Origin of the sequence: Amycolatopsis pittospori, assembly GCF_013870525.1 — a bacterium.
GTDB lineage: Bacteria > Actinomycetota > Actinomycetes > Mycobacteriales > Pseudonocardiaceae > Amycolatopsis > Amycolatopsis pittospori.
In genome coordinates, this window is record NZ_JACBXD010000041.1 from 42,326 (window position 1) to 64,435 (window position 22,110).

27 protein-coding genes are annotated in these 22,110 nt (G+C 68.6%); 9 read left to right on the forward strand and 18 right to left on the reverse strand.

The window, feature by feature from the left end; all coding sequences use genetic code 11:
* The first annotated feature begins 185 nt into the window (after nucleotides 1-185).
* The 5 genes from H5J31_RS22695 to arfB all read left to right on the forward strand — a co-directional run bounded on the left by H5J31_RS22695 (nucleotide 186) and on the right by arfB (nucleotide 4,123).
* Nucleotides 186-425 (forward strand): DUF397 domain-containing protein, encoded by a 240-nt coding sequence (locus H5J31_RS22695; protein ID WP_181774651.1) that lies wholly within the window; start codon nucleotides 186-188, stop codon nucleotides 423-425.
* Nucleotides 409-810: a hypothetical protein gene (locus tag H5J31_RS22700; protein ID WP_181774652.1), complete on the forward strand. Its 402-nt coding sequence runs from the start codon at nucleotides 409-411 to the stop codon at nucleotides 808-810. The genes H5J31_RS22695 and H5J31_RS22700 overlap by 17 nt, the downstream gene beginning before the upstream one ends.
* Nucleotides 811-1,017: 207 nt before the next feature.
* Complete coding sequence (purF, locus tag H5J31_RS22705; RefSeq protein WP_181774653.1) at nucleotides 1,018-2,556, forward strand: amidophosphoribosyltransferase; 1,539 nt, start codon at nucleotides 1,018-1,020, stop codon at nucleotides 2,554-2,556.
* A 32-nt stretch (nucleotides 2,557-2,588) separates the two neighbouring features.
* Nucleotides 2,589-3,659: a phosphoribosylformylglycinamidine cyclo-ligase gene (gene purM, locus H5J31_RS22710; protein ID WP_181774654.1), complete on the forward strand. Its 1,071-nt coding sequence runs from the start codon at nucleotides 2,589-2,591 to the stop codon at nucleotides 3,657-3,659.
* Between the two features lie 32 nt (nucleotides 3,660-3,691).
* Nucleotides 3,692-4,123: an alternative ribosome rescue aminoacyl-tRNA hydrolase ArfB gene (gene arfB / locus H5J31_RS22715; protein ID WP_328701577.1), complete on the forward strand. Its 432-nt coding sequence runs from the start codon at nucleotides 3,692-3,694 to the stop codon at nucleotides 4,121-4,123.
* Here arfB and H5J31_RS22720 read toward each other — a convergent pair.
* From H5J31_RS22720 to H5J31_RS22745, 6 genes are all read right to left on the reverse strand, one after another.
* Complete coding sequence (locus H5J31_RS22720) at nucleotides 4,112-4,870, reverse strand: GNAT family N-acetyltransferase (RefSeq protein ID WP_181774655.1); 759 nt, start codon at nucleotides 4,868-4,870, stop codon at nucleotides 4,112-4,114. The two genes, arfB and H5J31_RS22720, sit on opposite strands and share 12 nt — an antisense overlap.
* A 179-nt stretch (nucleotides 4,871-5,049) precedes the next feature.
* On the reverse strand, nucleotides 5,050-5,700 hold the full coding sequence (locus tag H5J31_RS22725) for a VanZ family protein (protein ID WP_181774656.1): 651 nt from the start codon (nucleotides 5,698-5,700) through the stop codon (nucleotides 5,050-5,052).
* 234 nt (nucleotides 5,701-5,934) lie between these two features.
* Nucleotides 5,935-6,834, reverse strand: a complete 900-nt coding sequence (locus tag H5J31_RS22730) for a Gfo/Idh/MocA family protein (protein WP_181774657.1) — start codon at nucleotides 6,832-6,834, stop codon at nucleotides 5,935-5,937.
* Between the two features lie 80 nt (nucleotides 6,835-6,914).
* Entirely contained in the window at nucleotides 6,915-7,877 is a 963-nt protein-coding gene (locus H5J31_RS22735) for an alpha/beta fold hydrolase (protein WP_181774658.1), read from the reverse strand.
* Nucleotides 7,878-7,953: 76 nt separating this feature from the next.
* Complete coding sequence (locus tag H5J31_RS22740; RefSeq protein ID WP_181774659.1) at nucleotides 7,954-8,814, reverse strand: 3-hydroxybutyryl-CoA dehydrogenase; 861 nt, start codon at nucleotides 8,812-8,814, stop codon at nucleotides 7,954-7,956.
* Nucleotides 8,815-8,902: 88 nt separating this feature from the next.
* Nucleotides 8,903-9,088, reverse strand: coding sequence for a DUF3073 domain-containing protein (locus tag H5J31_RS22745; protein WP_020632289.1), 186 nt, complete (start codon nucleotides 9,086-9,088; stop codon nucleotides 8,903-8,905).
* Between the two features lie 207 nt (nucleotides 9,089-9,295).
* On the opposite strand from H5J31_RS22745, the gene H5J31_RS22750 reads away from it, so the two are divergent.
* A complete protein-coding gene (locus H5J31_RS22750; protein ID WP_181774660.1) occupies nucleotides 9,296-10,195 on the forward strand; it encodes a hypothetical protein in 900 nt (299 codons plus the stop codon).
* Here the strand turns inward: H5J31_RS22750 and H5J31_RS22755 are convergent.
* The 3 genes from H5J31_RS22755 to ygfZ form a co-directional block, all read right to left on the reverse strand.
* Entirely contained in the window at nucleotides 10,192-11,139 is a 948-nt protein-coding gene (locus H5J31_RS22755) for an asparaginase (RefSeq protein ID WP_181774661.1), read from the reverse strand. The two genes, H5J31_RS22750 and H5J31_RS22755, sit on opposite strands and share 4 nt — an antisense overlap.
* Nucleotides 11,136-11,699 carry an RsiG family protein gene (locus H5J31_RS22760; RefSeq protein WP_181774662.1) on the reverse strand — a complete coding sequence of 188 codons (564 nt, stop codon included), beginning with the start codon at nucleotides 11,697-11,699 and terminating at the stop codon, nucleotides 11,136-11,138. Before H5J31_RS22760 ends, H5J31_RS22755 begins: the two co-directional genes overlap by 4 nt.
* Before the next feature lie 487 nt (nucleotides 11,700-12,186).
* Nucleotides 12,187-13,314, reverse strand: a complete 1,128-nt coding sequence (gene ygfZ, locus H5J31_RS22765; RefSeq protein ID WP_181774663.1) for a CAF17-like 4Fe-4S cluster assembly/insertion protein YgfZ — start codon at nucleotides 13,312-13,314, stop codon at nucleotides 12,187-12,189.
* Between the two features lie 30 nt (nucleotides 13,315-13,344).
* Here ygfZ and H5J31_RS22770 point away from each other — a divergent pair, with 30 nt between their 5' ends.
* Nucleotides 13,345-14,199 (forward strand): aminodeoxychorismate lyase, encoded by an 855-nt coding sequence (locus H5J31_RS22770; RefSeq protein ID WP_181774664.1) that lies wholly within the window; start codon nucleotides 13,345-13,347, stop codon nucleotides 14,197-14,199.
* On the opposite strand, the gene H5J31_RS22775 is transcribed toward H5J31_RS22770, so the two are convergent.
* From H5J31_RS22775 to H5J31_RS22815, 9 genes are all read right to left on the reverse strand, one after another.
* Complete coding sequence (locus H5J31_RS22775; protein ID WP_181774665.1) at nucleotides 14,192-14,605, reverse strand: hypothetical protein; 414 nt, start codon at nucleotides 14,603-14,605, stop codon at nucleotides 14,192-14,194. The genes H5J31_RS22770 and H5J31_RS22775 overlap by 8 nt on opposite strands.
* On the reverse strand, nucleotides 14,593-15,468 hold the full coding sequence (locus tag H5J31_RS22780) for a 5-oxoprolinase subunit C family protein (protein ID WP_181774666.1): 876 nt from the start codon (nucleotides 15,466-15,468) through the stop codon (nucleotides 14,593-14,595). The genes H5J31_RS22775 and H5J31_RS22780 overlap by 13 nt, the downstream gene beginning before the upstream one ends.
* A complete protein-coding gene (gene pxpB, locus H5J31_RS22785) occupies nucleotides 15,465-16,076 on the reverse strand; it encodes a 5-oxoprolinase subunit PxpB (protein ID WP_181774667.1) in 612 nt (203 codons plus the stop codon). Before pxpB ends, H5J31_RS22780 begins: the two co-directional genes overlap by 4 nt.
* 9 nt (nucleotides 16,077-16,085) lie before the next feature.
* The gene (locus H5J31_RS22790; RefSeq protein WP_181774668.1) at nucleotides 16,086-16,718 is read right to left on the reverse strand and encodes an FABP family protein; all 633 of its coding nucleotides are present in this window, start codon (nucleotides 16,716-16,718) and stop codon (nucleotides 16,086-16,088) included.
* A gap of 229 nt (nucleotides 16,719-16,947) precedes the next feature.
* The gene (locus tag H5J31_RS22795; protein ID WP_061981918.1) at nucleotides 16,948-17,259 is read right to left on the reverse strand and encodes a DUF1416 domain-containing protein; all 312 of its coding nucleotides are present in this window, start codon (nucleotides 17,257-17,259) and stop codon (nucleotides 16,948-16,950) included.
* Entirely contained in the window at nucleotides 17,259-18,095 is an 837-nt protein-coding gene (locus H5J31_RS22800; RefSeq protein WP_181774669.1) for a sulfurtransferase, read from the reverse strand. Before H5J31_RS22800 ends, H5J31_RS22795 begins: the two co-directional genes overlap by 1 nt.
* A 21-nt stretch (nucleotides 18,096-18,116) precedes the next feature.
* The gene (locus H5J31_RS22805) at nucleotides 18,117-18,551 is read right to left on the reverse strand and encodes a DUF4395 domain-containing protein (protein WP_181774670.1); all 435 of its coding nucleotides are present in this window, start codon (nucleotides 18,549-18,551) and stop codon (nucleotides 18,117-18,119) included.
* Between the two features lie 242 nt (nucleotides 18,552-18,793).
* Nucleotides 18,794-19,213 carry a TlpA family protein disulfide reductase gene (locus tag H5J31_RS22810; RefSeq protein ID WP_181774671.1) on the reverse strand — a complete coding sequence of 140 codons (420 nt, stop codon included), beginning with the start codon at nucleotides 19,211-19,213 and terminating at the stop codon, nucleotides 18,794-18,796.
* Between the two features lie 23 nt (nucleotides 19,214-19,236).
* Nucleotides 19,237-20,130: an LmeA family phospholipid-binding protein gene (locus H5J31_RS22815; RefSeq protein ID WP_181774672.1), complete on the reverse strand. Its 894-nt coding sequence runs from the start codon at nucleotides 20,128-20,130 to the stop codon at nucleotides 19,237-19,239.
* 143 nt (nucleotides 20,131-20,273) lie between these two features.
* On the opposite strand from H5J31_RS22815, the gene H5J31_RS22820 reads away from it, so the two are divergent.
* Nucleotides 20,274-21,032, forward strand: coding sequence for a winged helix-turn-helix transcriptional regulator (locus H5J31_RS22820; RefSeq protein WP_181774673.1), 759 nt, complete (start codon nucleotides 20,274-20,276; stop codon nucleotides 21,030-21,032).
* 66 nt (nucleotides 21,033-21,098) lie between these two features.
* Nucleotides 21,099-21,974: a mycothiol synthase gene (gene mshD, locus H5J31_RS22825; RefSeq protein ID WP_181774674.1), complete on the forward strand. Its 876-nt coding sequence runs from the start codon at nucleotides 21,099-21,101 to the stop codon at nucleotides 21,972-21,974.
* Nucleotides 21,975-22,110: the final 136 nt, after the last annotated feature.

Sequence of the window (22,110 nt, forward strand, 5' to 3'; positions counted from 1 at the left end):
TTCGGGGAGGGTGACCTCACGCTTTGGTGGTACGCACAGGGTCTTAAGTCCTCACTGCACGCGAATTCTGCAGAAACTTCTGCACGTGCATTTACCGCTGCAGCCACACGTGCTAACTTCGGATCACAGGCAAATGCACATGCAGATGCATCGCCCGAAGTCTTTAGTCGGGGAAGGTGGGGACCATGGCTGAACAGTTCGACAACGGCATCCCGGCCGATCGTCTTACCGGTGTGCGGTGGCGCAAGGCGAGTTACAGCAACGCGATCGGCAATTGCGTCGAGGTGGCTCCGCTGGTCAACGGCGAGATCGCGATGCGCAACTCGCGCTTCCCGACCGGTCCGGCTCTCGTCTATACCCAGGCTGAGATGGCCGCGTTCCTCGCGGGCGCCAAGGACGGCGAATTCGATGATGTTCTCGGGTGACACCATCACCGCGGAAATCACCGACATCGAAACCGGCCTGCAGGAACTGATCCACCGCGGATACCAGTTCGTGCACCCGTGCGACGCGAACGGCGAGGTCCTGGCCGTGGTCGGCGTGCGAGTCCACGACAACGTGGTCGACGTGGTCCGGCTCAACGCCGAGGACGACGTCGTCGCGACCCGCATGCCGGGCACCGAGGAGGACATCCTCGAGCCCGAAGTGTGGCTGTGGCGGTCCGCCGGCGACGCGGCGACGGTGCTGACGGCGCTGCTCGCGCTCCCGGACGAGCGGACACCCGGCTCGCTGTACCTCCCGGAGACCGCTTCCAACGGCTGCTGGGTCCCTGGCCGCGGCGGCACGTCCAAATGGCTCGCCGCCGGTTGATCCACGACACCTCAAGCACAGTCGACCGCCTCTGTCGAGGGGGAGCGGTCGGCTGGTCGGGGGTCGTGAGTGACGGGTCTTGAACCCCGCCCGTCACTCACGGTCATTGCCCGAAGCGTGTCCAGTGCCACGTCGTACGAGGCGTTGATCGACAGTCCACCGTTTACACTGGTGGCGGCCTGCCCTCTTCTCCCTGGGAGCACCTCGGTGGTTTCCGACCCGTCCCTCGCCGGACAGCCCGTGACCGACCAGCCCGATCCGGAACCCCGCGAGGAATGCGGCGTCTTCGGTGTCTGGGCGCCCGGAGAAGAGGTCGCGAAGCTGACCTACTACGGGCTCTACGCACTTCAGCACCGCGGCCAGGAAGCGGCCGGCATCTCGGTCTCCGACGGCTCGCAGATCGTCGTCTTCAAGGATCTCGGCCTGGTCAGCCAGGTGTTCGACGAGCAGGTCCTGCAGTCGCTGCAGGGACATATCGCCGTCGGTCACTGTCGCTACTCGACCACCGGCGCGACCATCTGGGAGAACGCGCAGCCGATCTTCCGGACCACCGCCACCGGTAGCGGGTTGTCCTTCGCGCACAACGGGAACCTGGTCAACACCTCCGAGCTGCGCGACCGCACGGTCGCCGCCGGCCTCAAGCCGCACGCGGGTCTGACAGGTTCCTCCAGTGACTCCGACCTGGTGTGCGGGCTGCTCGCGGCCAACGCCGCCGACAAGGGCATCGAAGCCGCCGCGCTGGAACTGCTGCCCACCCTCAAGGGCGCGTTCTGCCTGGTCTTCGCCGACGAGTCCACCCTCTACGCGGCCCGCGACCCGCATGGCGTGCACCCGCTGGTGCTCGGCAGGCTCGAACGCGGCTGGGTGGTCGCGAGCGAGACGGCCGCGCTGGACATCTGCGGCGCGTCGTTCGTCCGCGAGGTCGAGCCCGGTGAGCTCATCGCGATAGACGCCGAGGGCCTGCGCTCCTCGCGGTTCGCGAACCCCGAGCCCAAGGGCTGTGTCTTCGAGTACGTCTACCTCGCGCGCCCCGACACCTCGATCGCCGGTCGCAGCGTGCACGCGACCCGCGTCGAGATCGGCCGCAAACTCGCCGGCGAACATCCGGCCGACGCCGACCTGGTCATGCCGGTGCCCGAATCCGGCACCCCGGCCGCGATCGGCTACGCGCAGGGCTCCGGCATTCCCTACGGCACGGGCCTGGTGAAGAACGCCTACGTCGGCCGTACCTTCATCCAGCCGTCGCAGACCATCCGCCAGCTGGGCATCAGGCTGAAGCTGAACCCGCTGCGCGACGTCATCCGCGGCAAGCGGCTCGTCGTGGTCGACGACTCCATCGTCCGCGGCAACACCCAGCGCGCACTCGTCCGCATGCTGCGGGAGGCCGGCGCGCTCGAGGTGCACGTCCGGATCGCCTCGCCGCCCGTCCGCTGGCCGTGTTTCTACGGCATCGACTTCGCGTCCCGCGCCGAACTGGTGGCCAACGGCGTCGACCTCGACGGCATCCGCCGCTCCATCGGCGCGGACACTTTGGGCTACATCTCCCTGGACGGACTGGTCGCGGCTTCGGAGCAGCCGAAGTCGCGCCTGTGCACCGCGTGCTTCTCCGGCGAGTACCCGATCGCGCTCCCCGAGGACGCCCTGATCGGGAAGCACCTGCTGGAAAGCCTAGAGTCCGCCAATGGCGCGGCGAAGCCCGTCAGCCCGGCCGGGTACGGTGCTGAAGACGCCATCCGGCGTCCCTAGTCCCTTTCCTTTCAGAGTTGGAGTCCGCTTCCGTGAGCGAGTCCACGAGCGCCACGTACGCCTCCGCCGGGGTCAGCATCGACGCCGGCGACAAAGCCGTTGAGCTGCTCAAACCACACGCCGCGAGGGCCAGCAGGCCCGAGGTGATGGGTGGGGTCGGCGGTTTCGCCGGACTGTTCTCCCTGAAGCTGGACAAGTGGAAGGAGCCGGTGCTGGCTTCTTCCACCGACGGCGTCGGCACCAAGATCGCCGTCGCCCAGGCGCTCGACAAGCACGACACCGTCGGCATCGACCTGGTCGCGATGGTCGTCGACGACCTGGTCGTCACCGGTGCCGAGCCGCTGTTCATGCAGGACTACATCGCGGTCGGCAAGGTCGTGCCTGAGAAGATCGCGGCGCTGGTCGGCGGCATCGCCGAGGGCTGTGTCCAGGCGGGCTGCGCGCTGCTCGGCGGCGAGACCGCGGAGCACCCCGGCCTGATGGGCGAACACGACTACGACCTTTCGGGCACCGGCATCGGCGTCGTCGAGGCGTCGAAGGTGCTCGGCCCGGAGCGGGTCCGCCCAGGTGACGTCGTGATCGCACTCGGCTCGTCCGGCCTGCACTCCAACGGCTACTCGCTCGCCCGGCACGTGCTGCTGGACATCGCGCGCATGCCGCTCGACGGGCACGTCGAGGAGTTCGGCCGTTCGCTCGGCGAGGAGATGCTGGAGCCGACCAAGATCTACGCGAAGGACTGCCTGGCGCTGGTCGCCGAGGCCGACGTCCGCACGTTCGCGCACATCACCGGCGGCGGTCTCGAAGCGAACCTCGCCCGCGTCATGCCGCGCGGTCTGGTCGCGAAGCTCGAACGCGGCACCTGGACCCCGGCGCCGGTGTTCGCGCTGATCGGGCACCGCGGCAAGGTCGAGCGCGCCGAACTGGAGAAGACGTTCAACATGGGGGTCGGCATGGTCGCGATCGTCGGCCCCGACGACGTCGACCGCGCGCTGGCGATGCTGACCGCGCGGCACGTGCCGGCGTGGATCCTCGGCGACGTGCAGCCGGCGGAAGACCCGGACGGCCCGCGCGCCGTGCTGTCCGGCGACCACCCGCGCTTCTAATAATCTCTTTCCCCAGGTGAGACACTGGGCTCGTGGCTGATGACGTGGTGATCGGCACCCGGTTCGTGATCCCGGGTGCCGAATTGAACGAACGGTTCTCCCGGTCTTCGGGTCCGGGTGGGCAGGGCGTGAACACCACGGACTCGCGGGTCGAACTCTCCTTCGACGTGGCCGGTTCCGCTTCGATCCCGGATCATCTCCGGGCCCGGATGCTGGACCGGCTTTCGTCGCGTCTGGTCGACGGCGTCGTCACGATCGCCGCTTCCGAACACCGCTCGCAGCTGATGAACCGGGAGGCCGCGCGGGCGCGGCTGGTGATGCTGCTGCTGGACGCGTCGGCACCCCCGGCCGCCAAACGGCGTCCCACCAAACCCTCGCGGGGCTCGAAGGAACGCCGTCTGGCCTCGAAGAAACGCCGCGGCGAGGTCAAACGAACTCGCCGCGGCGGTTACTCAGACGACTGACAGGTGCACGCATTCGGCCGCGGTCTTGAATCCGACCCGGCCGTAGACGCGCTCCGCCTGCCCGGCGCCCGGCGTCAGGAACACCGACCGTCCGCCGCGAGCGTGAGCCTCACGCGTCAGGTACTCCGTCATCGCCGCCGCGATCCCGCGGCTCCGGTATCCCTCGAGCACGCCGACGCCCGCGACCTCGGTCGCACCGTCGAGGATCGGGGTCGCCACCCCGCCGCCGACGATCTCGCCGGCTTCGCTGACGGCCATCACCGAGATGGTCTCGCCGCTCAGCTGGTCCGGAGACGGGTCGAGGTGCTGGTCGGGGTCGGTTTCGCCGAACGCCAGGTTCTGCGCCCGGATCATCTTCCGGAGCTCGTCGGCCGTCTTCGGGGTGACCAGGGTGATCCCGGCCGGTTTCGGCTGCTCGACGATCTGCTCCGGAGTGCAGATCATCAGCGGAACCCGCCGCTCCAGCGTGTACCCGCATTCGACGAGCACCGCTTCGGCTGCCGGAACCGCCTCGCTCAGGAACTCCAGGCGCGGCATGAGCTCACGCTCGCGGAACGCCTCGGTGAGCGCGTCGATGTCTTCCTTCGTGGGGACGGCACCGTCGTCGGGGATCGCGTAGTTGAGGAAGGGACTGTTGGCCTCGAGGTAGTACGTGGCCAGGAACGGCCCGATCCGCTCGGTTTCGCGGAACCTCGCCGCGGTCGTGCGGATGTAGGACTGCAGAGAACGAATCGTCTCGGAAAGCACTGGTCGATATGCCTTTCGGGCAAGAAGAGGGAACGCACGGGATGACCCGCGTGCGTGGTGGAGCTGGCATGGGCGCCGGCTAGCTCGTGCCGACGCCGCTGAAGGCGTCAGGCATGAGGCATCCCTCTTTCCCGATACGTAAGGCTTTTGCGATCACTCTCGCACGGCGGTCAACCGAATTACCGACGCTGCGGGTGCGCGATGCTCGAATAGCGCTCGTCCCACACCGACCTCGGCACCCGCAGTCGTACGGGGGCGTCGCAGACCCGCCGGACCTGCGCCGGGATCCGCACCGGCGGGCGGACGTCCAGACAGCGCCACACCCGTTTGCTGAGTACGGCACCGATCACGGCCCCCAGGGTGTTCAGGAGGATGTCGTCGGCGGACGTCACGCGGCCCGACTGGATCAGGAATTGCGTGCCCTCCACCAGCACCGACAGTGTCAGCGCGCCCAGTGCGATCCGGCCGAGCGAACGAAGCCGCCGGGACCGCAGCGGGAGCAGTGCGCCGAGCGGACTCAGCATGAGCACGTTGCCCAGCACCTGCCAGAGATTGGCGCTGTCGCTCAAGGCGAGGCGCAGGTCGGTGAAGGGTTCGAGATTCAGCCTGCTGCCACCCTCCCCGGCCACGGGCATCGTGACCAGGCATAACACCAGGAAGCAGGCCAATCCCAGCGTCATGTCCACGGCGGCCGTCGCCGACGCGGAGAAGCGGTCGGCTTGTCTTCGCCGCCGGTGTGCCGCCAGCAGCGGCCAGCCGATGAATGCGTACGGAATCGCGGTGATCGTCAACGGGATCATCGCGCCGAAAGCGCGGAGCAGCTCTCCCATGGCCCTTCCTTTCCGGAGCGCCCAAGATCACCTTCGCATCACAAGATCGACTCGGCATGACGGAGCGACCTCACAAAGAGGTGATCTTTTCCGGTAGCGGAAAAGGCTTTCCCGTGCTTGGGTCCGAGGGGCGACTGTCCACAATGGAGCCTGTGGACAAACCTGTGGATGATTGCGAAGTCGCAGGAAGAAGGCGTTATCGCATAAGGAAAAGCCTTGTGGGTGACCTGTGTACTACTTGGCGTGCCCGGCCAGTTCGCGCGCGCGTTCGAGGAGCTTTTGCAGGTGCAGGCCGCGACGCACGTCGCAGGGATGCGTCGTCGTTCCGCAGGCCGCCATCGCCGCGAAATCGTCCAAAAGCGCGGTGAACGATTCACCGGCGGAACCCGGTTTCCGCCCTAAAGTGCGATAACCGTGCTCGCCGTAAACGGCCACTTCGACGACCGTCGGCTGGATCGGCAACCGCAGCGACAGGGTTGCCGTACTGGTCGCGCCACCCGCGTGGGCGAACAGGAGCTGCCATAGATCGTCATCGGTCCGGTTCGCGGCGAGCACGTCGGTGATCTCGCCGAGCGCCGCGTCGAGCAGATCGAAGGCGTGCGGCCCGATGTCGAAGAGTGCGCCGGAGTCATGCCGCCACGCCGAATCCTGGTACTGCCCACCGAGCAGGGCACCCGAAAGCCATCGCGCCCCACCACCGCGCCAGCCACCCGCTTCGGTGATCCCGGCGAGCCAGTCCCGGGTCATCGGCGAGAAACGCAAGGTCAGGACCACGAGCGCGGCCACCCCGGCGGCCTCGACGGCGTCCACGAGCCGCTGCGCGCCGTCGAGATCCGCGGCGATCGGCTTCTCCAGGATGAGGTGCTTGCCCGCCTCGGCGGCCTTGACCGCGAGCTCGGCCTGAACGGCGGGCGGGACCGCGAACGCGACGGCGTCCACCTGGTCGAGGAGCTCCTCGAAGCTCCCGACGGCCTCGGCGCCATGCGCCTCTGCCAGCTCCTTCGCGGCTTCAGGACGCCTGGTCCAGACCGCGCTCAACGTCGTGCCGGGGTGATCGGCGAGGCCCGGCGCGTGCACCGTCTTCGCCCACGGACCGGCACCGATCAGGCCCGCGCGCAGCTGTCCCTGTCCCACGGCCCCGAGTCTAGGTGTGCTGCCCCGCGTTTAGTCCTCTGGATGCGGTCCTTGCGTGTGCAACTACCGCATCCAGAGGACTAAACGCGGAGGAGGGGCCGGGCCAGGCGGTCGTAGAGGTCAAGGAGGTCGCCGAGCTTGGCCGAGGTCGGGACGTGTGCGGTGTCGAGGTCGAAGACCCGGAACCGGTTGCGAGGGGTGCGCGCGTCCGCCTCCCGGATCATCCGGTCCTGCAGCGCGAGCGGGTTGATGTTGTCGCGCAGGTGCCGGACGTACACGCGCGGGATGCGGCCCCAGGTGCGCAGGTCGCCGCGCGAATCGACGGCGCCCTTGCCGGCGAGCTCGTCCGGCATCATCGAGTTCAGGAACGTGTGGAACTCGGAGTCGGTGCTGTCGCTCATGAAGGCCTCTTTCGCCTTCGCCAGGCGGGCCGGGTCGGCGATCCGCCAGTTCGAGCGGAACGCCCCGATCACCCGCGGGTCCCCGGCCATGAACTCCAGCAGCACCGCGGCGTGCGTCGCCTTCCCCTCCTCGGTGGAGAGGTACTCGTCGGGCGTCGCGAGTTCGCCGCAGCAGAACGCGGTGTCGTAGACCAGGAGGTCGATCAGCTTGGGGACCTGGTTCGCGATGAGGCTGATCGCGGCGCCGCCGATGCTGGCGCCGACGAGGACGACCGGGCCGAGCGCGGCCGCCCGCCGGACGGTCTCCACGGTCGCGGCGATGTGGTCGGCCACGGTCACCTCGGCCAGCGGCGACGGTTCGGTCGCGAACGCCGCGAGGTCCTGCGGTGCCTGGTACGAAAGCCGGAACTGGGCGTCCGTGGGCAGCTGCCCGGGGAGGTCGACGCCGACGCAGCGGTAGCCGCGCAGCACGAGTTCGTTCGGGACGCTGGAGACGCCGTTGGCGCCCGCCGCGAACACGAACGTCGGCACGCCTCGGCGTTCACGAGCGGATGCCGAGCCCGCGGTGGCGAGTCCGGTCAGTCCGGTGAGGCCGGTCAGTCCGGCGACGGTGAGTGCCCTGCGACGGGTGTGTTCGTTCATGCCGTCCATGCAACCGGGGACGCCGGTTGCACGGACAGCCGAAGAAGTGGTCGTCCGCCGCTACGAAAGTTGCGGATCAGGAGTAGCTGTAGAACCCGCGACCGGTCTTCTTGCCGAGCAGGCCGGCGTCGACCATGCGCAGCAGCAGCGGCGGCGAGGAGTACAGCGGCTCCTTGAACTCGGCGTACATCGAGTCCGCGATCGCCTTGATGGTGTCCAGGCCGATCAGGTCCGACAGCCGCAGCGGGCCCATCGGGTGCGCGGTGCCGAGCTCCATACCGCGGTCGATGTCCTCCGCCGAGGCGAAGCCCGACTCGATCATCCGGATCGCCGAAAGCAGGTATGGCACCAGCAGCGAGTTCACGATGAACCCGGCGCGGTCCTGCGACCGGATCACCGTCTTGCTCAACGCCGTCGTCGCGTGCTCCTCCGCGCGGCGGGCGGTGTCGTCGCTGGTCAGCAGCGAAGGCACCAGCTCGACGAGCGGCAGCACCGGGACCGGGTTGAAGAAGTGGATGCCGACCACCTGCTGCGGGCGGTTGGTGGCCATCCCGAGCTTCATGATCGGGATCGACGACGTGTTGGACGCGAACACCGCGTCCTCACGCTCGACGATCTTGTCCAGCGACCGGAAGACCTCGACCTTGGCCTGCTCCTGTTCCAGGATGGCCTCGATCACGAGGTCGCGGTCGGCGAACTCGCCGATCTCGGTGGTGAAGCGGACTCGTCCGAGCGCCGCGTCGGCGTCTTCCTGCGAGAGCTTCCCGTTCTTGACGCCGCGTTGCAGCGACTTCTCGATCCGCGCCCGCCCGGAGTCCAGCGCCGGCTGGTTCACCTCGGTGACGATCACGTCCAGACCGGCACGTGCGTGCACTTCGGCGATGCCGGAGCCCATGAGCCCGGCTCCGATGACACCTACTCGCGATACGTCGGACATGGCACCTCTTCCGTATTTTGGGCAGCACGCGACACGCGAGGGTGGACCACGGAGATCACTCCGTGCCACCCTCGCGTGTCACGCCTGCTCAGCGGCGGTATTCGTCGTACCCGTCGTACGGGTCGTCGTCATCCCGCTTGTCGTCCTCGTGCCCGTAATCCGAGGAACTACTGGACAGCTCGCGCTGCAAAGCATCGAAGTCGGTTTCGTGCGAGCTGTACTTGAGCTCGCGCGCCACCTTCGTCTGCTTGGCCTTAGCCCGGCCGCGCCCCATGGCTCGACCCCCTCGCACAGGGGCGGGGCGGCCGGGGGAATCGGCGGCCCCGCATCGTCTCGACAATTCTTTCCTGCTGACACCGTACCGTGTCCAGGGGGTTGGATGCGACGTGGCACGGTGTGCCGGTCGCGACAGTGTTCCCCGAACGCCGGTTACCGGCCGGTCGGTGGCGATCGTCGCAGGTCGGCGTGCCACGATGCTCCTGTGCCCCGTCCGTTCTCGGCTTATCTCCGCGTGTACGAGCCCCTGCTCGCGCTGGGGGATCCGCCGGACGAACGCCTGCTCGAGGCCGTCGAAGCGGCCCGGCTCGATCGTTCGGCCGCGGGGACGCGCGAGCAGGCACTGTGGCTCAAGTCACAGCACGTCGGACGGCTGCTGCCCGCCGAGCTGGCGGACGGCCGCGCCGCCCCCAGCCTCATCACCGACGTCCTGGTCCTGGACCCCGAAGACGTGCCGGAGGGTGAGCACGGCGACGCGGGACCGGGGCCGCTCGTCTGCCCGATGGAGATCCGCGCGCGCTCGGCCGCGGCGTTGGTCACCTTCCTCGGCGACGCGCATCCGGCGCTGAAGAACGCGGTGCTCGACGCGGGCGGCGGCGGTATCGACGCGATCCGAACGCGAGCGAAGTCGGCCATCGGCGATCTGTCCGCTTCGGCCTCGCACACGCTCTCGACGACGTGGACGATCCCGCTCCCGTGGTTCGTGCTGTTCGACCCCGGGATGCGCCGGGTCAAACTGGGCAAGGGCCGCGACGACCCCGAGCGTGAGGTGTCGTGGCGGGTATCGATCGCCGACGCGCGGCATCGCGCCCGCGAAGTCGGTGACCTGCTCGAAGCGACCTTCGGCGATTCCGGGCCGGGCCGGGTGCTGCTCGAGACGCGTCGCTGGCTCGACGCCTTCCATCCCGGCTCCGCGGTCGAGCTCGACTACGGCGGCCTCGTGCAGCTCTTCGCCGACTCGATCCTGCAGGCCGACACGACCGCCGAAGAGGTGCACGACATCCTCGACGCGCTTCGTACCGGCAACGTCGACGAGCTGGCCGAACTGTTCGCCGACCTGCGGGACTTCTGGGGCGACCTGGCCGCGCGGGAACGCGCGAACTAGTCGAAGAGGCCGGCGGCGACGCGCAGTTCGCCGACCGGTTTCCCGCCACCGAGGACGGCCGACTTGGGCAGATCTCCCGCCTCGTCGCCGGGGTCGATGCCGAGGTGGCGCAGGGTCGCGAGCAGCAGCGGGATCCGCGCCCGCGCGGCGCCGTCGTCGATCTTCAAGGCCAGCGCCGTGCCGTCGGGCAGAGCGAACGCGTGGACGCCCTCGGCGCCGCCCTTCGAGAGCAGACCGTCGACGTTCCGCATCAGCACGGTGTCCTCGCGGCCGGTGCCCGCGACCTGCCACGGATGCGCGCGGACGGCGTCCGCGACCCGGCGTTCCGGGCCGCCCATGGTGGTGACCAGCCTGCCGAAGGACCGGGCGAGGCCGGTGAGGGAGAACGCGAACAGTGGGGCCCCGCAGCCATCGACGCCGACCGTCTCGATCGGCTCGCTGGTGAGGTCGGCGATGGTGCTTTGGATGACCTTCTGCAGTGGATGAGTCGCGGCCGCGTAGTCCTCGGTGGCCCAGCCGAGCTGCGTGCAGGTCGTGAGCATCGCGGCGTGCTTGCCCGAGCAGTTCATGGCCGCACGTCGTTTCCCGGCCGCGGCGACGGCGAGCATGCTCGGCTCATGCAGCGGGAACGCGGGCGGGCAGGCCAACGCGTCCTCGGTGAGGCCCGCGCGGGAGAGCATCGACAACGCACCCTCGACGTGGCCGGGTTCGCCGTTGTGCGAACCGCAGCCCAGCGCGAGGTCTTCGTCTTCGATGGTGAGGCCGGCGCGGAGCATCCCGACGGCTTGGAGCGGCTTGTTGGACGAGCGCGGATAGACCGGCCGCTCGATGTCGCCGGCGGAGAACCGCACCGACCCGTCCGGGGCCGTGATCACCAGCGCGCCGCGGTGCGTGCTTTCGACGAAACCGGAGCGGACGACCTCGACCAGGACGGGATTCGTCACTCGGGCCCGCCGCGTTCGGTGTCCAGCAGGTCGTCGACCGACGCGGTGCCCTTGCGGTAGCGGGTCGCGATCTCGGCGTTGATCGTGTCCATCACGCCCTGGACCTCGCGACGGTACGAAGAGACGGAGACCTCTTCGTCGGCGTAGCGGTTGAGGGCGTTGGCCAGCTTCTCGTTCGACAGGGTGCTGACGTCGGAAAGGTCCGTGTCGCCGATGAGCGCCTCGGCGAACCGCCGGTGCTCACCCGCCCGCGACGGCTCCAGCCGCTGATGCCTGCCCGAACCCGTGGCCGGGCCGATCGCGTTGTCCGCCAGGATCGCGGCCAGCCGCTCCACCACGCTGCTCTCGCCGCCCGAACTCCGGCGCTCCTGCTCCGCCCGCACGATGTCGATCCGCGCGTGCAACAGCCGCCGCAGGTACGACAGGTCGGTCTCCTCCTGCGCGGCCTCGTCACGGCGCTCGCGCAGCACGGAAAGGGGCAGCTCGCCGAGGTCGCCGAGATACCCAGGGCCGAGCACGCGGTCGATACGACGGCGACCACCGGGCCGGACTTCGATCACCGGGCTAGCTTAACGCGCGCCGAGCGAAATGTTCCGCGGGGAGCGATACCACAAAGATCTTCGCCCCTCCCGGCCACCTGCCCAGTCCTGCCCGGTTCTCGTTGCGCCCCCATCGCTCTTTCGGTTCCTTCCAGAGCGCGCCCCCCACCCGTCCCGGGGGCGGCCCCTGGTCCAGTCTACCGGGGGTGGCGGGGGAAAAGGGCTGGTCAGCGGAGTTGTCCACAGGTGGGGCGAGTTGTGGACAACTGGTGTGGATGGGCGTGGTGAAGGTGCCTTCGTCGTCTGAGCCGGGGACGGTGACTGTGTGGATTTTGGGACATCTGACGTCCCAAAATCCACACAGTCCTGCGAGAACGTCCCTGTCAGGAGGGGGTGTGCGGAAAGAGGGACACTCAACGTCCCTATTTCCACACGCCCGCCCGTCAGACCCGAAGCCCGTCAGACCTGAAGCCCGTCACGCCCGAAGCGTGTCCAGACCCGGCGCGGCTCAGCCCCGCAGGCGCTGAGCGGCCTCCCGGCCGGGAGCGGGTGCCTCACCGGGCACGGAGTCCGGATCGATCGCGGCCTGCACGACGCGGTCCTCGGCACCGGCCAGCAGTTCGGCACCCGGTTGCGTCGAGCGTTTGACCAGCGCCAACGCGATCGGTCCCAGCTCGTGGTGCTGCACCACGCTGCCCACACGTCCGATCGTCCGCTCGCCCAGCATCACCGGGTCACCGGTCTCCGGCGTGATCTCCGGCGAGCCGTCCAGGTGCAGCAGCGCCATGTACCGCGGCGGCCGTCCGACGTTGTGGACCTTCGCGACGGTCTCTTGCCCGCGGTAGCAGCCCTTCGCCACGTGCGCGGCGGAGTCGACCCAGTTCACCTCGTGCGGGATCGTGCGCTCGTCGGTGTCGAGGCCCAGCCGCGGCCGCAGCGACTCGACGCGCAGCGCGTCGAACGCCCAGCTGCCCGCCGGTCGCGCGCCCGCGTCGGTGAGGCGGCGCCACCAGTCGGCCAGTTCGGCGCGGGGGACGGCCAGGTCGACGCTGTTGCGTCCTGGCCACGGCATCCGACGCGCGAAACCGCCGGGGATCGCCACCACGGTGTACGGCTCCGCGTCCAGCGTGACGCCGACGGACGCCAGCACACGGTCCGCGTCGGGGCCCAGGACGGTCAGCAGTGCCAGCTCTTCGCCGACATCGCGGATGTCCACTTTGGACCAGAATTTCATGGCTTCGAGGTAGTCGCGCAGCGTCTGCTTGCCGCCGGACGGGAACGCGCTGGTGGCCACGGCGCCGGGATCGCTGTCCAGCCACACCGTGCCGTCCGCGTGCGCGACCACCATGTGGGTGTCGACGCGGCCGTGGCTGTCCAGGACGAGCGCCTCGGTGCCGGTGCCTTCGGCGAGCCCGGTGACGTGCTGCGAGATCACCAAATGCAGCCAGGACAACCGTTCTTCCCCGGTCACGGCCAGGATCTCGCGGTGCGAACGGTCGATCACGACCGCGCCGCGCGTCGCCGTCCGTTGCTCGGCGAAGGGGTCTCCCCAATGCCACGGGACACCCTCTTCAGGATGCCCGTCTGGTGCCGCGATCGGTCCGGGAAGGTCGAGCAAGGGGGAGCGGTAGGGCATAAAACCCATGCTAGTGAGTACCGTGTGAGTATGCGCGTGCTTGCCTTTCTCGATGGGACCCTGGCCGACCCCGAAGCCGCTCACCTGCGGGTGGACGATCTGGGACTGCTTCGCGGCGACGGCGTGTTCGAGACGATCCTCGTGGTCGACGGGCGACCACGCGAGCTTCGTCCACATCTCGACAGGCTGGCCCGCTCCGCCGCCATGCTCGACCTTCCCGAGCCGGACCTCGCGGCCTGGGAACGCGCCGCGCGGGTCGTCATCGAGAACTGGTCCGGCACCGCCGAGATGGCCCTGAAACTGGTGTACACCAGGGGAATCGACGGCGATCCGGAGGCGAAGCCGTTCGGGTTCGCACTCGGTGTGGAGATCGACGAGAAGGTGCTTCGCGCCCGTGTCGAGGGCGTCGCGGCGGTCACCCTGGAACGCGGGATCGAGCCCGAACTGGCGGACCGCGCGCCGTGGCTGCTGCTCGGTGCGAAGTCGATTTCGTACGGGGTCAACATGGCCGCGCTGCGCGAGGCCGCCCGCCGTGGAGCGAGCGATGTGATTTTCACCGCCGCCAACGGTTCGGTCTTCGAAGGACCGACTTCGACGGTCGTCCTCGCGAAGGACAAGACGCTCTACACGCCGCCGGCGAGCATCGGCATCCTGCCGGGGACGACGCAGGCGGCGCTCTTCCGCGGGGCCGAGCGGGCGGGCTGGTCGATCAAGGTCGAGCCGCTCCAGGTTTCGGATCTCACCGGGGGCGAGGGGCTGTTCCTGGCCTCGTCGGTCCGGAAGCTGACCCGGGTGCACACACTCGACGGTGTCGCGCTGGGCGACTCCAGCGCCATCCACGCCGAACTGGTCGCCGCTTACGAGAGCGAGTACGCGATCAGCTGAGCGCGCTGATGATCAGCAGGTGCGGCAGGATCGCCTCTTCGCGATAGGCCGCGATCTTGTGGTGCCCGTCGAGGATCACCGTCGCCTCACCGGTTTCCAGGACCACGGCCACCGGCCGGTGCCCGGTCTTGATCGCCGTCCGGTAGTAGCCGACGCGGGAGACGTCGGCGGGCGGCCAGTCGGCGCTCGGGGTCAGAAAGCGGTCCTCGGTCAGTCTTTCGGGGCCGTCGACCTGGTACTCACCGTCGGCGAAGAGATCGAGAAGCGGGCGAAGCGTATCGCCGAGCGGACGTCTCATCTGCCCGGTCGCCAGTGCGATCCGCAGCGACTGCGGCAGTTCGGGTTGGGCCGGGACCGAATTCGTGTCGATGACACCTGTGCCACCGTCGACCTTTACCTGTTCCACACCCTCGTGGACGAGTGGAAGCGGAGAAGGGTTCCGGGACGGGCCTGCGCGAGGGCCGGGAGTGACGCCTGTCTCACCACGGCGGCCACCGGATAACCACCGGTAGTTGGATGATCCGCCAAGAACACGACCGGCAGCCCGTCCGGTGGCACCTGCACGGCGCCGGTCAACAGGCCTTCGCTCGGAAGTTCCTTCTCGGCGTAGTCGCCTTCGCGGGTTAGCGGAGTCCCATCGAGCCGAAGGCCGACGCGGTTGGACTCGGCCGTCACCGTCCAGGTCTTCGCGAGACCGGCTTCCAGGCCTTCGAACCAGTGCGCCCGCGGACCCGGCTCGACCGGCACCACCAGTTCCGCCGCGGCCACCGTGGGCACCACGACGTCGGCGCCGCCGGGCACTCCGGACGGAGTGCCGAGCGGGAGGACGTCGCCCGCCCGCAGTGGCGCGGGACCGATCTCCGAGAGGACGTCCCGCGAGCGGCTGCCGAGTTCGGCGTCGACCGCGATTCCGCCGGAAACCGCCAGGTAGCAACGTAATCCGGTGGCGGGCGCGCCGATCGTCACGACCTGACCCGGCGCCAGCCACAGCGCCGCATGCGATCCGGCCGCGCGGCCGTCGACGTCGACGGGCACCGCCGGCCCGGTCACGGCGACGGTGCAGGACGCCGTCGCGCGCAGCCGAAGTCCGCCGAACAGGCACTCGACGCCCGCGGCCGCTTCGTCGTTGCCGACGAGTCTGTTGGCCAGCTTCAGCGCCGGGACGTCCAGCGCGCCGGACGGCGGGACGCCGAGATGCGCGTACCCGGTCCTGCCGAGGTCCTGGACCAGCGCGAGCGGACCGGTGTCGACCACTTCGAGGGCCCTCATCCGGCACTCCGGAACCGCACGCGGTCGCCGGGGGCGAACAACGCGGGCGGATCGGCGCGCGGGTCGAACAGGACGGTCCGCGTATGACCGATCAGCCGCCAGCCACCGGGTGAGACGCGCGGGTAGACGCCGGTGAACTCCCCCGCGATCCCGACCGAACCGGGTGGGACGCGGGTGCGCGGCGTCGAGAGACGTGGCTGCCGGAGCGGCTCGGGAAGTCCTGTGAGATAACCGAAACCGGGTGCGAAACCGGTGAACGCGACCGTGTAGACGGCGTCGGTGTGCAGCCGGACGACGTCCTCGATGGACACTCCGGCGTCTTGTGCGACGAGTTCGAGGTCTTCACCGTCGTAGGTGACGTCCAGGGTGATCTCGCGGGGCCGGCCGCCGGGTGGGTGTTCGAGATCGGCGTCGGCGAGGAGTTCACGAACGGCCGCGAGTGCGCCCGATCCCGGCGTTTCCACCACGAGCAGGCTGCGGGCGCCGGGGACGAGTTCGGCGACGCCGTCCGGACGCGAGGCCGCGACCGTGGCGTGCGCCGCGATCGTCTGGGTCAGGGAATCACAGTCGAGCAGGGCGGCGTGCTCGCCGTAGGCACGCCACCGCACGGGAAACGGTCAGCCCACCACGCGACGCAACAGCGCCGACGTGTGCGGCTGAAGTTCCTGGCCCATCATGGCGCGTTCCTCGACGTAGCCGAGTTCACCGTTGACGATGCCGTAAAGCCGCTGGGACGCCGTGACGTCCTTCGCGGTCGAAGAACGGACGACGGCGTCGGTGCCGAGTTCCCAGGCGGGGACCGACGCCTTGCCGCGCGGCTTGCCGTAGAAGAGCTCGATGATGCCGGTGTTGTGGGTCAGCAGCAGTTCGATCGTGTCGTCGGCCTGCGGGCGCCAGAACCCGGACTCGCGCGCGGCGGGACGGATGACGTTGCCGTCGTCGTCCAGCAGCCAGGCGCGCGATTCGTGCGTGAGGAAGGGGCGGCCGTCGTGCGCGATGGTCAGCTGCATGCCGAACCGGTACGGGCCGTCGATGGTCGGGTAATCGACCTCGCCTTCGCCGCGCCACACGCCGACGAGCGGCAGCAGCGCCAGGCAGGCGTCATTGAGGTTCGGGCCTTCGCGCAGGTTCGCCGTGTCGCCCGGGATGGGCAGGTCAGGAAGGGTGCCGTACGGAGGGAGGTTGCGTTCGCGCGTTTCTTCCGCGCGCTTCTCCGCGGCCTGGATGGCCTCGTCGCCACTAGCCGTCATGGGTCAGCGCTGGTCGGCGTACAGCCGGTAGACGACGTACACGGCGAACCACGTGATCGCGACGCCGGCGAGGACCAGCAGTGTCGTAAACAGGATCTCCACGACACGCACTTTAGTCGCTACCTGCTCAGACGGCCTCGCACAGGGTGCGTGGCAGTGCCCACAAGTACAGGAAGGCCCCCTTCCTTGCGTCCAACGCAAGGAAGGGGGCCTTCCTGTACTCGAGTGGTCAGGCGACGGAGATCGCCAGCTGGTGCACTCCGGGGCCCTGCGCGGTGACGGACGCCTCGCCGTTGCCGGAGCGGTGCAGCGCGCGAACCGTCCAGTCGCCGGGAGCCGCGTAGAAGCGGAAGTCGCCGTCGGCCGACGAGACGACCTCGCCGGTGAAGTCGCCGCCGCCGTCCAGCAACCGGACGAAGGCGCCACCGACGGGCCCTTCCGCACCGGTCACCTTGCCGGCCAGTACGACCTGGCCGCGGGTGTCGTAATCGGCGGGCGTGGCCTCCTGGACCGGCGCTCCGCAGCTGTCGTCTGCCGCCATCACTTAGCTCCCAACTCGACCGGCACGCCGACGAGCGAGCCGTATTCCGTCCATGAACCGTCGTAGTTCTTGACGGCGTCGTAGCCGAGGAGCTCGTGCAGCGCGAACCACGCGATGGACGAACGCTCACCGATCCGGCAGTACGCGATCGTGGACTTCGACTCGTCGAGGCCCTCGTCGGAGTACAGCTCCTTGATCTCTTCCTCGGTCTTGAAGGTGCCGTCCTCGTTGGCGACCTTCGCCCACGGGACGTTCAGGGCGCCGGGGATGTGGCCCGGGACCTGGGACTGCTCCTGCGGAAGGTGCGCCGGGGCGAGCAGCTTGCCGGAGAACTCGTCGGGGGAACGCACGTCGACGAAGTTGCTGGCACCGATGGCCTGGACGACCTCGTCGCGGAACGCGCGGATCGAGAGGTCCTGCTCCTTGGCCTGGTAGGTGGTGGCCTCGCGCTTGACGTCCTCGGAGTTCAGCTCGCGGCCGTCGAGCTCCCACTTCTTGCGGCCGCCGTCGAGCAGCTGCACGTTCTCGTGGCCGTAGAGCTTGAAGTACCAGTACGCGTAAGCGGCGAACCAGTTGTTGTTGCCGCCGTAGAGGACGACGCGGTCGTCGTTCGAGATGCCCTTCTCGGAGAGCAGCTTCTCGAAGCCCTCCTTGTTGACGAAGTCGCGGCGGACCCCGTCCTGCAGGTCCTTGCGCCAGTCGAACTTCACCGCACCGCGGATGTGTCCGTTGTCGTACGCGGTCGTGTCCTCGTCGACCTCGATGAACACGACACCGGGGGTGTCCAGGTTCTCCTCGGCCCACTGGGTGGTGACCAGGACGTCTTCACGGCTCATGGAGCTGACTCTCTTTCTGGGTTAGGACGCGCGCGGGCTGGGGCTGAAACGCTTGATGAGCAGGAACATCTCGCAACCGAGACAGAAGTTGAACGCCGCGTTGAGGAAGGCCGCGAACAGCGCGAACGCCGTCGCCACGAAGCCGAGCGCGGTCAGGCCGGCGGCGAACCCGATGGTGCCGACGACGGCGAAGACGAACCCGACGGCCTGCGCGAACCGCAGTGGGGCGGCGTCCTCGCGTTCCGTCGTCGGGCCGAGCCGGGGCGCGACCAGATAGCGGTAGACGAGCGAATAAGGCGCCGGCTTCAGGCCGATGAAGGCACCGATCGCGAACACCACCGCCTGCGCCGCGAGCAGTGGCCACCACTGGGTGATGAGCACGACCGCGAGCACGATCGTCGTCAGGATGGCGGCGAAACGAGGACCACGGGGGTCGACGGCCGGTCCTGCGGACATGGATCCTCCTGCGAACGAGAGGGAAGAGGTGCGTGCCGGATCGGCACGCGCAGGCATGAGGGCGTGGTTCAGCGAACGCCGGGCCGAGCCGGACACAGGCTGCTGCGAACGCGGCACAGATCCACTGCGCGGCGCTGGGTCAGCAAGGTTCGGGGCAGCCTGTTCACGGGTGCGAGGGTACGCAGAGCTCCCTCAGGTTGGGAACCGTGTTCACACCTTGGGACGCTTCCCAAAATTCGGGATCAGACGTTCGTCAGGTGGGGCTTCAGAGCTTCGAGAAGCTCCTGACCTCGGGGAACGCCGCCGACGCGGAGCAGCTCACGGCCGTCGGGCGTCAGGGCGAGCGTCGTCGGAGTCCGCAATACCGAAAGTGCCTGGGCGACTTCCGGGGTCTCGGTGACGTCGAGATCGACGTGGGTCAGCCCGCCGGTCTTCTCCGCGAGGGCCGACAGGATCGCGCGGGTGTGGCGGCACGGCGCGCAGAACGTGGTGGAGATCTGGACCAGGGTGACGCCTTCGGGCGCGAGCGCGCCGGAGACGCGGTCCGGGAGTGTGGGCGCGCCGGACTTCGCCGCCCGGATGCGGCCGTTGCGCGCCTGGAGCAGCGCGCCCGCCACACCGCCGAGCACCAAGACCCCCAGCAGCACCCACACTCCGGTCACTTCGAGATCACCCCTGTGTCAGCTCAACCCTGTGGCTTCGCTCCGCTGAAGGCGACGTTCTTGCCTTCGCCCTTGATGGTCACCGTGCCGCTGTTCACGCGCACCGACGTCGGGGTCACCGAGAACGGCATGGCACCGGTGTCGATGGTCGCGTTGAAGTTCGGCAGCAGCGCGTCCTGCACCGCTTGGGGAACGACGGTGGTCTCCTTGTCATTCCCGAACTGCAGTCGCTTGGGCTCGATGCTGATCTTCTGACCGTTCAGTTCGATCATCGCGAAGCAGAAGATCTCCACCTTCTGGCCCGCGATCTGCACGTTGCCGGACAGCCGGATGCCCGCACTGGAGCTGTCGATCGGCTCGCCCTGCGCGTTGGTCGTGGGCGGGGTCGTCTCGCCCTGGCCGCTCTCGCCGTTGCGGACGTAGTCCTCGGTGACCGGCTCGATCTTCAGGTTCTCGATCTTGTCGAGCGGAGCCTGCTTCGCGATGTCGGCGGCCTTGATGGTCACCTCGCCCTTGAGCGTCGCGATGCTGATCGCCTTCGTGTTGCCGTTCATCAGGTCCGAAAGCGGCGCCGTGACGTCGCTCATGTCGGCGTTGAAGTCCACATCACGCAACTTCGGCGGAACGGCGACGCCCTGGGCGTTCACGGTGATGTGACTGTAGTCACCGGAAAGGGCCTGGGTGAGGAACGGGAAACCGTGCACCGTGACCGCCGGATCGTTGGCCAGGTTCAGTTGTTCACGGGCCTTTTGGGAGATCGTGTGCTCGGCGAACGCCGCCGCCCCGAAATCGGCCCCGACCAGCAGCACCACCAGTACCGCGAGGGCGATGAGCCAGCCCCGGCCACGTCGCTTCGGTCGCTTGGCGGGCCGCCCCGGAGAAGGTCGTCCGTCATGCGCCACGGGCCTGCTCACCATCGTGTCGAATCTCCTTCGCGTACCTCTTTGGCCAGGTGTGATCGATCCAGCACGGGGTAGGTGTCCGGCTGTTCACCCGCTATTCTCACTAAGCACCGGCTGTAGCCACGTTCGAGGCGACTACAAGTGAGGGCGGTGCGGCGATGAGCCTGGACCTGTTGGTATTGACTGCGGAACCCGATGCGACCGCGGTGCTCCCCGCCCTGGATCTGCTGCCCCACACCGTACGCGTCCGTGCTCCGGAAGTGACCGCGCTGCTCGACGCGGGCCACCGTGACGTGATCTTGCTCGACGCCCGCACCGATCTGGCCTCCGCGAAGAGCCTCTGTCGCCTGCTCAAGGGCGCCGGTGAGGACGAGGCCACGACGCCGATCATCGCCGTCGTCGGCGAAGGCGGTCTGGTCGCGGTCAGCGCGGAATGGCGCACCGACGACATCCTGCTCCCGACGGCCGGTCCCGCCGAGGTCGACGCCCGGCTGCGGCTGGTCACCACCCGCGACGGTGCCGCTTCGCAGGTCGAAGCCGAACTCCGCGTCGGCGAGCTCGTCATCGACGAAGCGACGTACACCGCGAAGCTCCGCAAGCGCACTCTCGAACTCACGTACAAGGAGTTCGAGCTCCTCAAGTACCTCGCGCAGCACGCCGGCCGGGTCTTTACCCGCGCCCAGCTGCTGCAGGAGGTCTGGGGCTACGACTTCTTCGGCGGCACGCGCACGGTGGACGTCCACGTGCGGCGCCTGCGCGCCAAGCTGGGCCCCGAGCACGAGCAGATGATCGGGACCGTGCGCAACGTCGGCTACAAGTTCGAGCGGCCCGCCAAGGGTGCCGCGGCGAAGCAGCAGCCTCAGGCCATCGCCCCGCACGCGAGCATCTACGAGCCGACCGAGCTTTCCTCGCACTGAATCCCGTCCCTTCCTGTCTGACAAGACGTCCAGGCGTGGATCGGGTTCCCGAGTAGGGTCGGTTTCATGCTTCATCTGGCTTGGACCGGTGACCCGGACACGGAAGAGATCCGCCGCTTCCTGCTCGCCGTGCGCGAGGCCGACGGACGCCCTGAGGACACCGGTTTCGCCGGTGGCCGGCACCTTTCGGGGCGCCTCGACGGCGAGCTGGTCGCGTACGCGCATCTGGACACCGAAGGCGATTCGCACGGCAACCAGGTCGCCGAACTGTTCGTCCACCCGGAGCACCGGCGGTCCGGTCACGGCAGAGCGCTCGTCAAAGCACTCGTCGAACGCGTCGACGGGAAGCCGCTGCGCGTCTGGGCGCACGGCGATCACCCCGCCGCCGTCCACATCGCCGGGACCGAAGGCTTCGAACGAGCGCGAGAGCTGCTGATCCTGCACGCGGACGTCGAGGCGGCCGACTGGCCGGAACCCGTGACGTGCGAAGGGGTCACGCTGCGCACGTTCGTTCCCGGTCAGGACGAGGAGGCGATGGTCCGCGTCAACGCGCGCGCCTTCGACTGGCATCCCGAACAGGGTGCGCTGACCGCCGACGAGGTCCGCGCGACCGAGAAGGAAGCCTGGTTCGACCCCGAGGGTTTCTTTCTCGCCGAAGAGGACGGTCAGGTCATCGGCTACCACTGGACGAAGGTCCACGAGGCAGTCCCCGGCCGCTTCGGCGGCGAGCCCGCCGGTGAGGTCTACGTCGTCGGCATCGACCCCGACGCGCAAGGCGGCGGACTCGGGAAGGCGCTCACGCTCGCCGGCCTGAGGTATCTCCGCGATCGCGGACTGGGTCAGGTGATCTTGTACGTCGAGGGCGACAACGCTCCCGCGCTCGCCGTCTATACGAAGCTCGGCTTCACCCGATACGAGGTCGACGTCCAATACGCTCGGTAATCGCCCTCCCACTTGGGGCACTTGGTCGGTCACAGAGAGCAGACGCCCAGGTCACGGGCGGGACACGGACCCCGTTCGGGCTAGTCACGCTGCTCACATCGACGGCCTTGTTCACTTGCCGTTCACCCTTTGACGG